Raw genomic sequence first — 15,718 nt, 5'->3', positions numbered from 1 at the left:
AACCGTTTCAGCGTGCCCTCGTCACCTTGTCTCACTGGCCCGACCCCCCTCGAACGCCTCCCCAAGCACCACCGCGATCACCCTGTCTCGATCCTGGCTAGCGTGCTGATAGACCAGCGCCACCCGCGTGGAGACGTGGCCCGTCCTCCCCATCAACTCTTTAAGGCTGGCACCGCGCCATCGGGACCTCGGACACCCCGGCGACCTCACGCCCCAACCCCAACGCGTCAGCCGTCCCCGCCCAGGGAACCGGTGCCACGCTCCCACTCCCCAAGGCCAACACTGCCGTTCAGCCGCCCACGGTCGGGGCCGACTTCTCCGCCATCAACGGCGCGTTGCGTCGCCTCTACTTCTCCGTTCAGCCCGCCCAACTCCACCCGACAGTGGTCGAGCACACCAAGCTCGGCACGCAGCTCCTGGCCGAGACGACCGGCGTCCCGCGCACCATCCTGGCCACCGCGCTCGCCGAGTCCCTGCTCCTGGTCGGCCGCATCGAGTTCTTCGACCTGCGCCAGCCCGACGACGCCGACGCCTCATACGTCCGCGCCCTCCAGGCCGCCGGCGAAGCCAACGACCCGCTCTTGGGCGCGGCGATCCTGGCTCACGCCGCGTTCATCCCCGGATGGGACGGCCGACGCGACGAGGCAGCCGAACGCATGCGCGCCGCCCGCACCTACGCCCGACGCGGCACCGCCCCCGCCGAATTCCTGGCATGGCTGGACGCCGTCGAGGCCGAGTGCGAAACCCGCTGCGGACACCCCCGCGAAGCGCTCCGCCTCATCAACCACGCCGAACACCTGCTGGCCGAGAGCACCGGGCAGCCCGCCCCCGACTGGTTCAACTGGTTCTCGCCCATCAGCCTCGCGTCATTCAAGGGAGACACCCAGCTCAAGGCCGGTCAGCCCGCCCAGGCCAAGGCCACACTCCTCGGCGTCCTGGACGCTATCGGCGACACCAACGCCAAGCAACGAGCCGTCATCCTCGGCGACCTGGCCGCCGTCGAGGTCGCCCAGCGTGACCCCGAAGCCGCATGCTCCTACGCCCAGCAGGCCCTAGAGCAACTCGCCGTCACCTGGTACGCCACCGGCATGGACCGCGTCCACGACGTCCGCCGCACCCTCCAGCCATGGGCCGACACCGAATGCGTCCGCCGCCTGGACGACCGCCTCTACGGATGGCAGACCACCCTCAGCGCGCTCCAGCGTTGAACTCAGCGATACGACCCGGAAGCTCGGCCAGCGAATCAATCCGCATCGTCGGAACGCGGTCGGCTTCCGGGTCGTCCTGCTGAACGATCCCCCACGGCCCCCGCCGGATCAGCGCCGTCCGCAACCCCGCCGCAGCCGCGGGCATGATGTCGTTGTCCAAGCGGTCACCCACATACAGCACCTCGCCCGCATCGCAGGGCGCAGCGTCCACCACGCACCGGAAGAACCCCGGATCAGGCTTGGACACACCCCAGTCATCCGACGTCGCGATCATGTCACTGGGCAGGTCCAACGACCGCAGGATCCCGCCGGCCCGCACCGTCTGATTCCCCGCGATCCCGACCCACAGCCCATCACCCCGCAGCTTCGCCAGCGTCGGACGCGCATCCGGATACAAGTCCTCATCCCCGAACGTCTCAGGCCGCCCCACCTCGGCCCGCTCCTCACGCTGCTGCGTCAGATCAAACCCCGGCGCGAACACCTGGAACGTCTCCCGGTAGTCCAACCCCCGAGCGATCACCGCCCCGAACATCGCCGAGAACGTATGCCGAGGCACCCCCAACCAGTCAGCCCACGTCCCATACTCCCGAGTCTCGTTCACCAGACACTCGCCGACATCGAACACCACAGCGCGAATCATGTTGTGCAGCTTACGAGACGCAACTAGCCCGTTAGAGACTGCCTTCAAGCCAACCAAGACAGTTACCGCTTCCGGGAGACGTGGGGCGTGCACGCGCTCTAAACTGCCAGGATCCCGTCGCTTCATATTGATCGCACAGGCAGCCCGGACCCGTCATCGGACGCCTACAGCCCCGACCAACATAATCCGGCGGCCCCAGCAACGCAGGTTGGACAAGGTACTAGCCATGACAGACCATCAGAAGAATCTACCAGCGCGTTTCTACACTGACGACACACAAAGCATCGCATTTATGCTGCAAAAATTTGGAGAAGTACTGTCGCATCTCAGAGAAGGTGAAACCCTTCAGGACTATACATCGCGAAAAGATGAAGTAATAGTATCGACGGTTCAGTCCATTCTCGAATTGACTCGCGATTTCGACGCATTCGACATCATAGACCTGATGCGCCAGCGGGAAACGCCCCTATATCTGCCGCATTATAGAGAGAGTTCGACCGACAAGCGCGCTGCGGCAATCGAACTAGTTGCCGTCCTGATGAGCGCAAGAGGCTATCGCGAACCAGACACAAAAAGCACCAGCTATCCAAATGAAATCATCGAAAAACTTCACGCATACTGCAGCCAACTTCTCGACCTGTCTGTCTTTGCGCGCCTGCATGAGGCAGAGAGGCACCCAGAGGAACCTCTTGCTGACTTGGCAGCAACTTACGCCGGCCATGAACTGAACGTGAGAGTTAAACAGTATGTCGACATTCAGGAAGAAATAAATAGTGAACTGTTCTCAAGTCGACGCGGTGATGCGCAAGTCCTTGAAACCATCGGGTTCACCTACGAGGAATTCACCCGCGTCCGTGACAGCGTCTCAGAACTCTATGAGGAGAAGTTTCATGACGCTCTTGCAAAGCTTGGCCAGTCTGTACAAAATTGGGTTCCTGGCGAACCTCCAAGCGACGTCGACCTTCGGCGTGGCTCCGAAGCCACTTTCTCCATATTCGCCACTCCTGGAAAGCGCGCTTCCTTCACTACCGAGGATGTAGTTGCGCACACCGGCCTAGAACTATCCAAAGTAAACATTATTCTCAACACCTTTTCAACGCATTTCGAGGCCAAGGATGCAACGGAAAGTGTGGCCTCATTTCTCGACGGAGATGGCCCATACAATCGGGCAGCACTTCTAGTCGACAATGAAGGCAATTACATAACTATTGGCTTGCCACTGGGAACGGACTGCTTCAGACAAGTCGTTGAAGCCCGCTTGAAGGGGACCAAGGCATGGAATCGTTATGATAGTCGACGGATGCGTGCAAGTGAGCAGCTTTCAGTAAAGTATTTGAGTCGGCTTCTGGGGGTCCCTGTCGCTCATGTGGCGCTGAAGTATCTTCGCCCGAGGGAAGGGGTACCGATCACTGCACTGAACCATGAAGCAACGAATCTCCAGTCAATCTCTGATCAGACAGAAGCGGACGCGCTGTTCCTAATTGAGGATGTCGCGATCTGCGTTGAAGTTAAAGCGCGAAGCGTCTCCGAGCAGGCTAGGCGAGGGCAGATAAGAAGGCTATCTACAGATCTGAAGAGAACGATCGGCGAAGCACATGAGCAAGCATGCAGACTTGAAACACTGATCGCTGAGAATCAAGGTCTTTGGCTTGAAAATCGAGAGTGGCTGGATTTGGAGCAGGTCAGGGAGATTAGATCCATCGCAGTCTGCCTGGATGACATGGGCCCCCTCGGCACAGGTCTCGATGAATTGGTCCGCGCTGGGATCATAAAACGTGAAACCTTCCCCTGGATTGTCTCTTTGCATGATCTCGCGGTTATCTCCCGGGTACTTGACCGCCCGGCCGAGTTCTTGCTCTATCTACGCAGAAGAACCAACTCTCACATTTCCCTCCTATTCAGGGCGGTCGATGAGCTCGACCTATTCATGTTGTTTATGGGAGGTAAGCTCTATGCCGAGCCGGACCCCCAACTCGTTTACGAGAGATTCTCGCAATCTGGAAAACCGACACCTCAAGCAGAGAAGCAATTTCGCAAACAATCGACACTAACACGCGTCTCTACGCTAACGGATCGGCTAGACCATTGGATGTACGGCAAGCAGGGAGTCTTTCACGAGGCCCCCTCCAAGCCCACCTTTGTTCCGCTTGAAGGCATTGCCGAAATAGTGGACTATCTTGCCAATGGACACAAATCCGGCTGGCTAAGATTTTCTGCAGATCTCCTCAATCTATCAACCGAAAGTCAGCGCCGAACGCTAAGAAATCTGAAGAAGATAACAGACGCCACCAAGCGTGATCAATCCTCCCACTCCACAGTTCAATGCTATCCGGACGATGAGGGGTTTCCAACGCTCTTCGCAGCTACCCTGCCTCCCGGGGGCGAGATAGGGCACGCGTTGCGAAGTCTTGAGATGTATATCACGGCGAAGAAGCATCAACTTGGTTCCGATCGTTCTTTAGGGATACTTCTTAGCGAAGGCAATATAATTGCGAGTCGCTACATGAACACAAGGGTGACAGAAGACGCCCAACTCGATCGATTGGTAGCGGCCATGGGCCTTCAGTCTCCCGAGGTAATGCGTCGCCCTGTTCCACCGCCGAAGAAGAGCAAGCGAAAGCCAACGAAGAAGAGCAAACGTAAGCCGAGTTCGAAGAACAGGCGCAAGCGTCGGTGACGCCAACTCCATCGGCTTGCCGAATTGGGCTGTTTTGGATCAAGGGGCGGCGGCGCTCAGGCCGCTGCGCGGCCTCGCGCCAGGCCGCCCGGAGCGTGCGGCGTAGGCGCCGGTCACCGGACGGCCGCGCCGGGCCTCGCATCGCGACGCATCCGCCGGCTACGCCCCGAACCGGTCGTCGCGGGGCGCGCCGCCGCCCTGACGAATCGACGCCGGAGCCTCTCAGCCCGTTCGGCGATGAGCACCAGGCGCGAGTCTGGTCAGGCCATTCGGCGACGAGCACCAAGGCGTGACTGTGGTCGAGCACCGTTGGAGTCTTCGGGGAGTTGCCGGAAGATCGGTTGAGCGTGCGCTACTGGGGAACCCCGTGGTTCCCCAGACCTCTCCTGGAGCCGGAGGGCACTCCCGCGCGGAACGGTCTGTCACGGGGTTCTCGCCGTTCGCGCGGGAGCACCCTCCGGACAGGTCTCGTCGGAGCCGGAGAGGCGCGCGGGGGAGAACAGCAGTTACGCCGCATGCCCCGGGCGGCCCCAAAGAGGCAGCGTCTTGAGTGCGGATGGCCAGGAGCGGGCAACCGCTTCTCCCGAACGGTCGCCGGCACCATTGAACGTCCCTAGCATCGAGCTTGTGAGCCGAGACAAGACGACGCCGGAGTATCGGCCGGTGAAGGACGCGCACAAGACCCTCGGGCTCTGGTCGATCCGCCGGGCGCTGACGTTTGCCTTTACCACCGCCGTGGTGTTGCTGGTCGCTGCGTGGTTCCTACTGTCGTTGCTCTTGGGGTCACCGTCGCATGCCGAGCCCAAGCCACTGGAGACCAAAGACCTCCTGGACTTGCTCAAACTGGTCTTCGCCTTGGTCGCTGGTGTCGGTGCCCTGGTCGCCCTGGTGACCGCCTACCGCCGTCAACGGGTCGACGAGGCCGCAGGGGAACGCGCCGAACGTGTCCAAGCCCACGTCGAGTACGGCCAGGGCGTCGAGCTACTCGGCCATGACAGGGCCGCAGTGCGACTGGGCGGGTTGTACTCCCTGGAGCGCTTGGCCCAAGACCACCCCTACTACCGTCAGACGGTTACTGATGTCGTGTGCTCCTACCTGCGGATGCCCTTCCCAGCGTTGCCAAGCGGCCAGGATGATCAATCCGAGCAGCCTGCCGACCACACCACCCAAGATCCCGAACTACAGGTCCGGCTCACCGCGCAACGGCTCCTCAAACGCCACCTGACCATCACCGACCCAGACCAGCAGCCCCCCACCTACTGGGACAGCATCCACATCGACCTCACCGGCGCTTACCTGATCGATTTCAACTTCAGAAACTGCCACCCAACAAGCGCGACATTCACCAAGACCCACTTCAGTGGGGAAGCCGGGTTCGTCGGGGCGAAGTTCAGCGGGGACGCCGGGTTTGTCGGGGCGAACTTCAGCGGGGACGCCTGGTTCAACAGTGCGGAGTTCAGCGGAGAAGCCGAGTTCGTCGGGGCGAAGTTCAGCGGGGACGCCTGGTTCAACAGTGCGGAGTTCAGTGGGGGCACCAAGTTCGACCAGGCGAAGTTCAGCGGGAACGCTGAGTTCCTCGGGGCAATGTTCCATCACTACACCTATTTCGACTGGGCGGAGTTCAGTGGAGACGCCAAGTTCGTCGTGGCGGAGTTCAGTGGGAGCGCCTGGTTCGGCGACGCGAAGTTCAGTGGGGACGCCGAGTTCGGCGAGGCGGAGTTCGGTGGGGAAGCCTGGTTCGGCCGGGCGGAGTTCAGTGGGGACGCCAAGTTCGACGAGGCAGAGTTCGCACAGGAACCCAACTTCGTTGAAGCCAAAGCGACCTATCCGAACGTAAACAACGTATGGCCGAGCCCTTGGCGGGTAGAGGGAGAGGCCTCTGGCATGGCGCGGCTTACCCGCGGGGGCTGACAGCAACGATGACAGCAACATCAGCAGACGCCACCGCACATGATCAGCCGTCACAACGAGGTCATCGGAGGGAAGCAAGGCAGCGACCTTGGTCATGATCGAACTGATAAGGATGCGGTCAAGCACCCAAGTCGGCCCAGCACACGTGTGAACCAAGATCCGGAACATGTGCGGAATGCTGAGCAGCACGAAGGGCGAGCGGGAGCGTTCATGCGCAGGTCAGCACGGTTGCCCGTGCCGATCGGGTACGCGCCCTCCGGAGCCGTGTGCGCGGACCCCAGCGTGCCCTGATCGTGCCCGTTGGGGTGGTCGGTAGTGGGGTGCTACGGTCGCTTGCGGATCATGGGGCGTGGTCGTTGAGCTGCATCGGGGCTGGTTTCAAGATCGGGAACCGATATCTTCCAAACTGGCTACGCGGGTTCGAATCCCGTCGCCCGCTCCCACCGCAAAGGTCCAGGTAGGAACCCTGTTTCCCCCTGGGCCTTGCTTTTCCCACAATCGCTACGGCTTCCGCGGCCGATCGTTAGGGCGTGTCCTCCAGGAGCTGTCCGCCGTCCAACTCGGCGAGCGCGCCCACCACGCGCACGATGCCCGCGTCCAGGTCAAGGGGCGGCGGCGCTTGGGCCGCTGGCGTGGGCCCGCGTCTGGCCGCCCGGAGCGTGCGGTGGGGGTGCCGGTCACCGGACGGACGCGCTGGGCCGCGCATCGCGACGCGTCCGCCCGTCCGCCGACGAACCGAAGTTACGGGGTCGCGCCGCCCGCCTCGAAAGCCTTTGCCACCGTCTCGCGGACCTGGTGCCACAGGTCGTCGTGAAGTGATGCGTCCAACCCCTCGGCTCGAAAGACCGCCTCTGTGAACGAATCCACGTCCAAGGGTGGCGATGCACATAGCGCCGCCTGATCTGCTGGGGACAGGCAAAACCCCAGGCGGACGCACAGGTCACGAAGTAGGAAGCCCACATCCTCAGGGGCAAACTCGGGAACGGTCACACGCACCATGCTCGGCCACCGACGTAGCTAGGACCAAGTGGGTTTCACCGGTGGGTGAACGGGTGTTGCGAGTTGGCCTGGAAGGTGCTCCTTTCACAGGCGTGGTCTGCTGGTCCTGTGGGGGACGTCTCGCAGACCCGTCGTGTGTGCACCGCTCGCTCCACGTCCCGTGGTTGCTTCGTGCGTGGAAGAAGCGGCGGGCCACGCTGCGGGTACTGGGCGTGCTGCGCTCGCAGGTCCGCCAGGACGAGGCCGTGGCGTCGGTGCCAGTGCCGGGATCATCGGCTCCTTGAGCATCGACTCTGGTCTGGCTGGCCGCACACCGGTGGCCGGCCTGCGGCTACGAACGCCATACCGCCACCAGTGCAGCCGTGATCTGCTGGGCCGCCTTCGGCCTCATGGCCCTCTGCCTGATCCGCGGCGAACCACCCTCCCTCCGCCAAGACCCCTCACATACCGATAACTAGATCATTTTCGAACGCGCACTTTGAAAGCCCCGGCCGTACCGCTCGGCTCAGGAGCTCTCGTCGTGATGCGCATGATCGGGTGTCAGGGGAGGTCGTGTGCTCCACGCTTGATGTCGGCGGCCAGACTGCGGAAGCGCTCGACCGGGAGTGTGATGCGGGGGCCGCTCGGGTCCTTGCTGTCACGCACGCCGACTGCCTGGGGGGAGCGCGCCAGCTCGACACAATCAGAGGTCGCACTGCCGCCGCTGTAGCTCGACTTGCGCCAATTCGTCATCGATGGTTCTCCAGTTCGACCGCCACCAGTGCAGCCATGATCTGTTGGGCCGCCTTCAGCCTCATGACCCTCTGCCTGATCCGCAGCGGACGACCCGCCGTCCACCAAGACCCCTCACATACCGATAACTAGATCATTTTCGAACGCGCACTTTGAAAGCCCCGGCCGTGCCGCTCGGCTCAGGGGCTCTCGTCGTGATGCGCATGATGGGGTGTCAGGGGAGGTCGTGTGCTCCTCGCTTGATGTCGGCGGCCAGACTGCGGAAGCGCTCGATCTGGAGGGTGATGCGGGGGCCGCTCGGGTCCTTGCTGTCACGCACGCCGACGTCACCAGAGAGATTCGCAACCTCCACGCAGTTGGACTGACCGCCTGTACCGCTGCGGCTCGACTTGCGCCACTGGGTCATGTGAACTTCTCCAGTTCAGCCTCCAGCAAGGCCCGACTTGGGCCGACTGGGGCGGCTATGTCGCTCATCAAGTCGTACCTTACTGCCACTTCCTGCACATCGAACGGGTCCATGAGGAAGCAGCCACGCGTCGCCGCTTCGGTGTAGGCGAGGTCCCGGTCCCCGACCGTGAGGAGCACAAAAGGGCCGTCAAGGCCCGGATGAGCACCCGCGTTCTTCTCCACTATCCGGATACTGATGAAGGGAAGCTCGCTCAACTCGATCAGCCGAGTGAGTTGGCCGCGCATGACGTCTGGACCGCCCACGATTTGCGACACTGCCGCCCAGCTGAGAAGGGCCGTCACTCGCGGTGGCTTCGTCTTGCCGAATACGGTGGCCTGCCGCGCCAGTCGCCGGTCAAGGGCCGCTTCAAGATCCTCCGCAGTTCCGGCGCTCAGTGCGGCACGCGCGTAGTCCGGTGTCTGGAACAGCCCCGGGATGACCGATGACTCCCACATCCTGAGCCTTGACGAGCGCGCCTCCAACTCGGCGAGTTCCAGCAGCCAGTTGCCCTCGTCGGCACGCTCGGCGAACCCGACCAGGGCCGTGAACATGCCGTCCGTGTTCCACACACGGTCGATGATCTCCGCATGCTCCCGCTTGAGCTTGAGCGTGTTGGACTCGTACCGGGAAACAGTCGAACGGTCACAGTCAAGTAGGTCACCGAGCGCCTGCCCCGACATCCCGTGTGCTTTGCGATAGCGACGCAGGTGGAACGCCATGAAGTGCCAAATCGATCTTGACGGGTCGAGTGACTCCCGCGCGAGCATGGCCTCTCCCGTTTGTTGCGGATGATTCCGGAACGTAGCGATCGTAGCTCAGAGCGAGCACGCTTACACCCGAAGTAACCGGCAACGTTCCGAAGGTCGTAGCGATATGTCCGTACCTGCCCCAGAAATCCCGACTCTTCTTCTCGATCCCAACGCAAACGCGCTGGCGCTGGCAAGGGATTTCCTTGCCACTCTGTTCCAGGAGTGGGGCTCCGCGGACGACTTCATGGCGCGTCTGGTGGTGTGCGAACTGGTGACCAACGCGTGGCGGCACGGCGAGGGTCAAATCATCCTTCGTGTCTTCCGCGACGTCCGCGCTCACCTGGTGGTGATCGAGGTGTGGGACCAGGGGGACGGACTGCCGGTGGTCCGCCCCGAGGACTTCGAGGCGACCTCGGGGCGGGGCCTGCTGCTGATGTCGCAGGTCGTGGACGACTGGGGAACCCGACCGATCGCGGAAGGCGGAAAGATCGTATGGGCCAAGTGCGCCCTGTGAAGGCCCAGGCTGAGCAGTACGTCCTGCGGTGGCGGACGTACCGGGGCCATGCGACGGCGGAAAGGTTCCTGAGCCTGTTGGCCGTGGCTCTGGAGCCTCGGGGGTGGCGTCTGGTCCGGCTCTATCGCCCGCAGGGGTTCCCGGTGCCCCTGCTGTGGATCTACGCCGGCGGCCCCGTCGATCACGTCGGACTCGGGGTCATCGTGCTGGCCGTTCCGGGTGGAGCATGGGGGTACCACGACGCCGAGCGTGGGCGGCGCGGCTACCTGGCTCCCTGCGGTGACGCCAAAGCCGCCGCCGGACAAGTCGAAGACCTGCTCAAGCACCGCATGTTCCCCGGCACCTGGTAGGCCACAAGAGGGGCGACCCCATGGGGTGGGGCTCAGGGATCGACCTTCATTCCCGGCGGTGACACGCGGCCCTGGCTGGGGAGTTCGGGCCGTCGCTCGTCACCGTCCGCCCCGCCTCTCCGCTTAACCCCCGGAGCAGAGAGGCGGGGCCACGCTTCCCGTGCAGCATGCTGAGCGGATCGACCGCTCGCCGCCGGGTCGCGCCGCCGCTTTAGTCGTCCTCAGGCTCTATCAGGCCCATGGCGAAGGCGAACGTCTCCACGAACTCTCGGTACGCCGAATCCGTCTCACTCGCGGCCAGGGCCGCCAGCTCGTCAGCAACCCGCTGCTTGTCCGCCTCGGAAAGCTGGTTGAGGAGGTAACCGGCGTACTCCTGCTGCTTGATCGCCGTGTCATCGTCCAACACCACCTCGTCGCAGGTCTCGAAGAACCAGGTGTACGCAACTACCACCTTGAGCAACTGCGTGACCAGTTGAGGGGATTCACTCATCCCCGCATCCCACCAGACGCCACCGACGTGATGGCATCGCCGTCCGAGTTACCCGCGCTCATCTAGGTGAGCCAGCAGGGTGCGGAAACGGCGAGCGTCGCGCCGGGGCAGAGCGTGAGCGGCCGCCTCTAAGTAGGAGCGCACCTCCCAGGGGTCGGCGCAGCACTCCCAGAAGCCCCAGCCCTCATATCTCGGGTCGTAGAGCCGGTGGTAGAGATCGTCCAGGACGGCTCCCCAGAGTCGGAGGGCCTGTCCTGTGGTTCCTGGGCCTCTGCGGCGAAACTCGAACGGGATCAGCATGGTCATGCCGTGGGGCGATAGCGAGGTGTCCGCATTTTTGGGGGCGTCAGTCTTGGCGGGACGAGTTGCTCGTGTTCGTTTGTTGAGACCGGGCTGCACGTTCGTTTGTGACACCGCTGATCACCTGTCAGGCAGGCTTTCGGTCCCCAGGGCTTCGTCCAGTGGGTAGCCCTGGTCCCTCCGGTTGATTGAAGCGCGAAGGTGATTGGTGTCAGGTAGCGGGGACGCGTCCTCGTCCCACGGGGGCGGCGAGGACGCGCACCGCCGACTGTGACGTGTCGAGCAGTGACGGGAGGCACGGCCATGGACGGTCCCGGATGGGTGGCGCCCTTCTCCCTTTCGCGGGGCGTCGCTGTACAAGCGTGCGGATCGTTGATGGCGGCCCGGGCCTTTGGTCCCGTCTACGGCTGCCAGGTGTTGGGAAGTGCCATGTTGAGCGCCCTCCGCTGATGCCGACGAGTACGGCCAGGGTGATCGGCCTGGAGGGTACGCATGACGTTGAGGACGCCTGTTTCATCGGAGGGGACGAGATGACGCATCAACTGGTTTCCGAACGGCTCGTCCTGCGGCCGTGGGCGGTGGACGACGCCGAGGCCGCGCTCGACATCTACGGCACCGGCGAGGTCACGCGCTGGCTCAGCCCGGCGATGGACCGGGTGGCCGACGTCGATTCCATGCGCTCGCTGCTGGAGCGGTGGCTCGCCGAAGGCGCGCGGATGATCGTCCCCGGTGGTCGCTGGGCGATCGAGAATCGCGAGTCCGGGGAGCTGGTCGGGGCCGCGACGCTGCTGCCGCTGCCGCCGGACGAGGCGTACGAGATGGGATGGCAGCTCCGGCCCACGGCGTGGCGGAACGGCTATGCCACCGAGGCTGGGGAGGCCCTGGCGCGGTGGGCGTTCACGCAAGGGCTTGAGGAGGTGATCGCGCTCGTCCGGCCGGCGAACAAGCGGGCCGCCGCTACGGTCAAGCGGATCGGCATGGAGTGGGTCGGCGAGACCGAGAAGTATTACGGGCTGCGGCTTCAGGAGTACCGGCTGCGTCCTGGCGATCTTGATGTGGATGGCCTATAGCGTCAGCGCAACACCGCTCAGGCCAACACTGAATGTGCTTACCGGTCGGCTTTATGAGTCGTCCTAGGCAGACGTCCCGGGGTGTCGTCGTGGTGATCGGGCACGCGGGCCGGCGCCGGGATGGTCGTCTCGGCGCGGCCCGCGTGGGCGTCGGTGTCAGCCGTGGACGGGGTACCGGCTGGTGATCGCGACACGGTTGAAGGCGTTCATCACCGTTGTCAGCCAGACGACCGCCGAGAGCTGCTCCGGGGAAAGGACCGCCGCGGCGGCGTTGTAGTCCTCGTCGCTGACGTGCCCGTCCGGCACCTGCGTGACCGCTTCGGTCAGGCGGAGGGCGGCGCGGTCCGTCTCAGAGAAGTAGCCCGTCTCCCCCCACGCGGGCAGCACGGCGATCCGGTCGGGGTTCTCGCCCTTCTTCAGGGCGTCGCGCGTGTGCATGCGCAGGCAGAACGCGCAGCCGTTGATCTGGGACGTGCGGATCCTCACCAGTTCGATCAGGAGCGGGTCAAGGCCGGCCGCGACGGCGTTCTCTTCCACCTTCGCCGACCAGGCGATGAGGCTCTTGTAGGCGCTCGGGTGCTGCTCGCCGATATTGACACGCTGCGTGTTGGTCATGGTTCCTCCGGTTCGGGCTAGCGGGCTGCGTCCCTGCGTTCGGCTCATACCGTCGGCAGGGGCACTAGGTAGACAGGTTGGCCACCTGGGTTGTGACAGGGTGACCGGCCTCGTGCGGGAGCTGCCTTGCGCTTGGCTGCGGTGAGGGTGCGGGTCGGCCCGGGGGCTGCGGGGCCGCCGCGTGCGGTCGGCCGCTAGGACAGGACGCGGTCTAGTTGGCTGCGTGAGGTTATGCCGAGTTTCTGGAAGACCTTGCCCAGGTGGTACTGCACCGTGCGGGCGCTGATGAACAGTCGGGTGGCGATCTCCGGGTTCGATAGCCCGTCGCGGGCCAGCCGGGCTATCTGGGCCTCCTGCGCGGTCAGCTCGGCACTGGTGGCGATGGTGCGCTTGCGGGTTCTCTCTCCGGTGGCCCGTAGCTCGCGTCCGGCCCGCTCCGCGAATGCCGTGATGCCCATCGTCTCCAGCAGGCGGTGGGCCTTGTGCAGTTGCTCGCGGGCGTCGGTACGGCGGCGTTCGCGGCGCAGCCATTCGCCGTACAGGAGGTGGGCGCGGGCGAGGTCGGTGCGTATCCGGCTCTTCCCTAGGTACGTGATCGCGTCCCGGTACAGCCGCTCGGCGGCGTCGCCTTCGGCGAGGAGTGCGCGTGACCGGGCTTCGACGCCGAGGGCCCAGTCGGTGCGGCAGGCGGCGGTCATCTCGGCGATCCAGCGGCAGGCGTCGGCGGCCGCCTCGCTCATTCCGCTGCGGACGGCCGCCTCGACGAACTCGGGCGCGGCCCAGTTCGCGATGCCCGGGTACCGGATGGCCGGGTACTCCTGGTGATGGAGTGCCCGCTGGGCGGCGGCCATCGCCGCGGGATAGTCGCCGAGGCCGTTGTGGAGCACCGCGTTCGTCCACTCGGCGACGGCGATCCCGATGCCTTCGCCTCGTGAGACCGCCTCCTTGCCGGTCGCCTCGACCAGCGCGGACACCTCTTCCTGCTGGCCGCGCAACGCGGCGAGGAACAAGGCGCTGTAGGGGACGAGCTTGCTCCCCGTCGCCTCCTTCACCGTCCGCAGCTCCTCGACCAGCGATGTCGCGGCGGCCAGGTCGCCGGTGAACAGCAGCACGTACGCGCGCCCGCTGAGGGCGAGGGGAAGTTCGCTCAACGCGCCGGACGTGCGCGCGTGCCGGAGGTATCGGGCAGTGAACTCGTCCCAGTGCTCGTCATCCCACAGGTCCATCGCGGCCAACCACAACCAGCGCAGGTCCTCGTCGGCGGACTCGCCGCTGTGGAAGGCGGCCACCGCCTGCTGCAAGATCGGCACGCCCGCCGCGTATCCCTCGGTGTAGTTCGCCGCCCAGCCGTCCAGGAGGAGATCAGGACTGCGAGGTGGTCGCGACGGGCGCGGCGCCGCGACGGCTGCGCGTGCCACGTCCAGCACGTGGCCGCCGGGGCTGGCCAGGCGGCCGGCGAGGGACGCGGCGACCAGCGCGTCCAGGTGGGTCGCCCTGGCGAGGTCGGCGGCGATCGGCTCGAACCGCACGGCCGCCTGGACGAGCAGGAGGGGAGCGTCTCCCCCGCGATCGGTGGTGAAGGCGAGTTGGGCGCGCAGGAGGGCGACGCGGGCCCGTTCCATCTCGCTGAGCGGTCCGGCCTCGGCCATGACCAGCAGGTCCAGCGCCGCGTCGAGGGCGCCCGCCTGGGCTTTCGCGCCCGCGGCGGCCAGTGCCCGTCCGGCCCGCCGTGCCGGGTCGAGGGTCAGCATCGCCGCCCGTTCGAGGAAGGCGGCCGCCGCGCCCGGCCCGCCGCGCGACCGCGCCCGGTCGGCGGAGCGTTCCAGCTCGTCGGCGATCTCCTGGTCCGGTGCCGCGGCGGCCTGCGCCCGGTGCCAGGCGCGGCGGTCGGGATCGGCGGAGGGGTCGGTGACCTCCGCCAGCGCCTCGTGCACTTCCCGCCTCGGCGCGGGCGCCGCCGACCGGTAGACCACCGAGCGCACGAGCGGATGACGGAACAGCGTCCGGACCCCGAATTCGGCGAGGCCCGCCTCGGTCGCGGGCGCGGCCGCCTCGATGCCGATGCCGAGCAGCGACGCGGCGTGCCGGACGAGGGCCGTGTCGCCGGTCGGATCGGCCGCCGCGAGCAGCAGCAGCAGCCTGGTGTCGGCGGGCAGCACGTCCACGCGCCGCCGGAAGCTCTCCTCGACGCCGCCCGTACCGGGTGAACCGCCCGGGAGGACCGCGCCGGGGAGCCCGAACCCGCCGGCCAGTTCCACCGCCGTCAACCCGCGGGGCAGTTCCAGCAGCGCCAGCGGGTTGCCCCGGGCCTCGGCGAGGATCTGGTCGCGGACGCGTTCGTCCATCGGACCGGTCAGTGCCGTGTCCAGCAGCGCCCGCGCGTCGGTGTCCGGCAGACCGTTGACCGGAAGCTCCGGCAGACCCGCCAGGTCGCCGCCGGAGACCCGCGTCCCGAACACCAGGCCGACCGACTCCGCTCCCAGGCGGCGGGCCACGAAGGCGAGTACCTGGACCGACGTGCGGTCGAGCCACTGCTCGTCGTCCACCAGGCACAGCAGTGGCCGTTCCTCGGCCACGTCGGACAGCAGGGTCAGGACGGCCAGGCCGATCAGGAACCGGTCCGCGACCTGCCCCGACCTGAGCCCGAACGCCACCCCCAGGGCGTCGCGCTGCGGCGCCGGGAGGCGGTCGAGGCGATCCAGCATCGGCGTGCACAGCTGGTGCAGCCCGGCGAACGGCAGTTCCATCTCCGACTGGACGCCCGACGCGCGCGCCACCCGGCAGCCGGACGCGCGTCCCGCCAGGTAGTCCAGGAGCGCCGACTTGCCGACGCCCGGCTCGCCGTGGACCACCAGGGCCCGGCTCTGCCCGGCGCGGACGTCGCCGGCCAGCCGGTCGAGCGCGCCGCGTTCGGCACGACGGCCGGTCAGCGCCCTTCCACGCCCCACCATCGGGGGATATTACCTTTTCGCAGCCTTCCGGTGTCCGACCGGTCGGCGTGGCTGGGCAGTGGCG

At 65.5% G+C, this 15,718-nt stretch carries 13 protein-coding genes; 6 read left to right on the top strand and 7 right to left on the bottom strand.

Features of this window, described 5'->3' with window-relative positions:
- Nucleotides 1-335 precede the first annotated feature (335 nt).
- On the top strand, nt 336-1,208 hold the full coding sequence (locus tag AB0K34_RS20065; RefSeq protein WP_364550210.1) for a transcriptional regulator: 873 nt from the start codon (nt 336-338) through the stop codon (nt 1,206-1,208).
- Here AB0K34_RS20065 and AB0K34_RS20060 read toward each other — a convergent pair.
- Nucleotides 1,189-1,848 carry an HAD family hydrolase gene (locus AB0K34_RS20060; RefSeq protein ID WP_301176049.1) on the bottom strand — a complete coding sequence of 220 codons (660 nt, stop codon included), beginning with the start codon at nt 1,846-1,848 and terminating at the stop codon, nt 1,189-1,191. The genes AB0K34_RS20065 and AB0K34_RS20060 overlap by 20 nt on opposite strands.
- 226 nt (nt 1,849-2,074) lie before the next feature.
- Between AB0K34_RS20060 and AB0K34_RS20055 the strand changes: the two genes are divergently transcribed.
- On the top strand, nt 2,075-4,525 hold the full coding sequence (locus AB0K34_RS20055) for a hypothetical protein (protein WP_364550208.1): 2,451 nt from the start codon (nt 2,075-2,077) through the stop codon (nt 4,523-4,525).
- A gap of 627 nt (nt 4,526-5,152) precedes the next feature.
- The gene (locus AB0K34_RS20050) at nt 5,153-6,436 is read left to right on the top strand and encodes a pentapeptide repeat-containing protein (protein ID WP_138639168.1); all 1,284 of its coding nucleotides are present in this window, start codon (nt 5,153-5,155) and stop codon (nt 6,434-6,436) included.
- A gap of 1,539 nt (nt 6,437-7,975) precedes the next feature.
- On the opposite strand, the gene AB0K34_RS20045 is transcribed toward AB0K34_RS20050, so the two are convergent.
- The 3 genes from AB0K34_RS20045 to AB0K34_RS20035 all read right to left on the bottom strand — a co-directional run bounded on the left by AB0K34_RS20045 (nt 7,976) and on the right by AB0K34_RS20035 (nt 9,382).
- Nucleotides 7,976-8,167, bottom strand: a complete 192-nt coding sequence (locus AB0K34_RS20045; protein ID WP_364550206.1) for a DUF397 domain-containing protein — start codon at nt 8,165-8,167, stop codon at nt 7,976-7,978.
- Nucleotides 8,168-8,381: 214 nt separating this feature from the next.
- A complete protein-coding gene (locus tag AB0K34_RS20040; RefSeq protein ID WP_364550204.1) occupies nt 8,382-8,573 on the bottom strand; it encodes a DUF397 domain-containing protein in 192 nt (63 codons plus the stop codon).
- The gene (locus tag AB0K34_RS20035; protein ID WP_364550202.1) at nt 8,570-9,382 is read right to left on the bottom strand and encodes a helix-turn-helix transcriptional regulator; all 813 of its coding nucleotides are present in this window, start codon (nt 9,380-9,382) and stop codon (nt 8,570-8,572) included. The genes AB0K34_RS20040 and AB0K34_RS20035 overlap by 4 nt, the downstream gene beginning before the upstream one ends.
- Before the next feature lie 106 nt (nt 9,383-9,488).
- Between AB0K34_RS20035 and AB0K34_RS20030 the strand changes: the two genes are divergently transcribed.
- Together AB0K34_RS20030 and AB0K34_RS20025 are read left to right on the top strand one after the other, a co-directional pair.
- Entirely contained in the window at nt 9,489-9,878 is a 390-nt protein-coding gene (locus AB0K34_RS20030; protein ID WP_138639163.1) for an ATP-binding protein, read from the top strand.
- A 143-nt stretch (nt 9,879-10,021) separates the two neighbouring features.
- Nucleotides 10,022-10,228, top strand: a complete 207-nt coding sequence (locus AB0K34_RS20025) for a hypothetical protein (protein WP_364550200.1) — start codon at nt 10,022-10,024, stop codon at nt 10,226-10,228.
- Nucleotides 10,229-10,439: 211 nt separating this feature from the next.
- Here AB0K34_RS20025 and AB0K34_RS20020 read toward each other — a convergent pair whose 3' ends face one another.
- The gene (locus AB0K34_RS20020; RefSeq protein WP_138639161.1) at nt 10,440-10,718 is read right to left on the bottom strand and encodes a hypothetical protein; all 279 of its coding nucleotides are present in this window, start codon (nt 10,716-10,718) and stop codon (nt 10,440-10,442) included.
- Between the two features lie 830 nt (nt 10,719-11,548).
- Between AB0K34_RS20020 and AB0K34_RS20015 the strand changes: the two genes are divergently transcribed.
- On the top strand, nt 11,549-12,088 hold the full coding sequence (locus tag AB0K34_RS20015) for a GNAT family N-acetyltransferase (protein WP_364550238.1): 540 nt from the start codon (nt 11,549-11,551) through the stop codon (nt 12,086-12,088).
- 156 nt (nt 12,089-12,244) lie between these two features.
- On the opposite strand, the gene AB0K34_RS20010 is transcribed toward AB0K34_RS20015, so the two are convergent.
- Both AB0K34_RS20010 and AB0K34_RS20005 read right to left on the bottom strand, forming a co-directional pair.
- A complete protein-coding gene (locus AB0K34_RS20010; protein WP_138639158.1) occupies nt 12,245-12,703 on the bottom strand; it encodes a carboxymuconolactone decarboxylase family protein in 459 nt (152 codons plus the stop codon).
- 194 nt (nt 12,704-12,897) lie between these two features.
- Nucleotides 12,898-15,654 (bottom strand): AAA family ATPase, encoded by a 2,757-nt coding sequence (locus AB0K34_RS20005; protein ID WP_364550198.1) that lies wholly within the window; start codon nt 15,652-15,654, stop codon nt 12,898-12,900.
- Nucleotides 15,655-15,718: the final 64 nt, after the last annotated feature.

Origin of the sequence: Actinomadura sp. NPDC049382 (assembly GCF_040677125.1) — a bacterium.
GTDB classification, from domain to species: Bacteria; Actinomycetota; Actinomycetes; order Streptosporangiales; family Streptosporangiaceae; genus Spirillospora; species Spirillospora geliboluensis.
The sequence above is the reverse complement of the archived record's forward strand: the minus strand, read 5'-3'. Positions and strand labels throughout refer to the sequence as shown.

What these genes read in the sequence shown, in the direction of transcription:
- AB0K34_RS20060 (WP_301176049.1), bottom strand. Translation starts at nt 1,848, where the DNA reads ATGATTCGCGCTGTGGTGTTCGATGTCGGCGAGTGTCTGGTGAACGAG.
- AB0K34_RS20055 (WP_364550208.1), top strand. Translation starts at nt 2,075, where the DNA reads ATGACAGACCATCAGAAGAATCTACCAGCGCGTTTCTACACTGACGAC.
- AB0K34_RS20045 (WP_364550206.1), bottom strand. Translation starts at nt 8,167, where the DNA reads ATGACGAATTGGCGCAAGTCGAGCTACAGCGGCGGCAGTGCGACCTCT.
- AB0K34_RS20040 (WP_364550204.1), bottom strand. Translation starts at nt 8,573, where the DNA reads ATGACCCAGTGGCGCAAGTCGAGCCGCAGCGGTACAGGCGGTCAGTCC.
- AB0K34_RS20035 (WP_364550202.1), bottom strand. Translation starts at nt 9,382, where the DNA reads ATGCTCGCGCGGGAGTCACTCGACCCGTCAAGATCGATTTGGCACTTC.
- AB0K34_RS20030 (WP_138639163.1), top strand. Translation starts at nt 9,489, where the DNA reads ATGTCCGTACCTGCCCCAGAAATCCCGACTCTTCTTCTCGATCCCAAC.
- AB0K34_RS20020 (WP_138639161.1), bottom strand. Translation starts at nt 10,718, where the DNA reads ATGAGTGAATCCCCTCAACTGGTCACGCAGTTGCTCAAGGTGGTAGTT.
- AB0K34_RS20015 (WP_364550238.1), top strand. Translation starts at nt 11,549, where the DNA reads ATGACGCATCAACTGGTTTCCGAACGGCTCGTCCTGCGGCCGTGGGCG.
- AB0K34_RS20010 (WP_138639158.1), bottom strand. Translation starts at nt 12,703, where the DNA reads ATGACCAACACGCAGCGTGTCAATATCGGCGAGCAGCACCCGAGCGCC.
- AB0K34_RS20005 (WP_364550198.1), bottom strand. Translation starts at nt 15,654, where the DNA reads ATGGTGGGGCGTGGAAGGGCGCTGACCGGCCGTCGTGCCGAACGCGGC.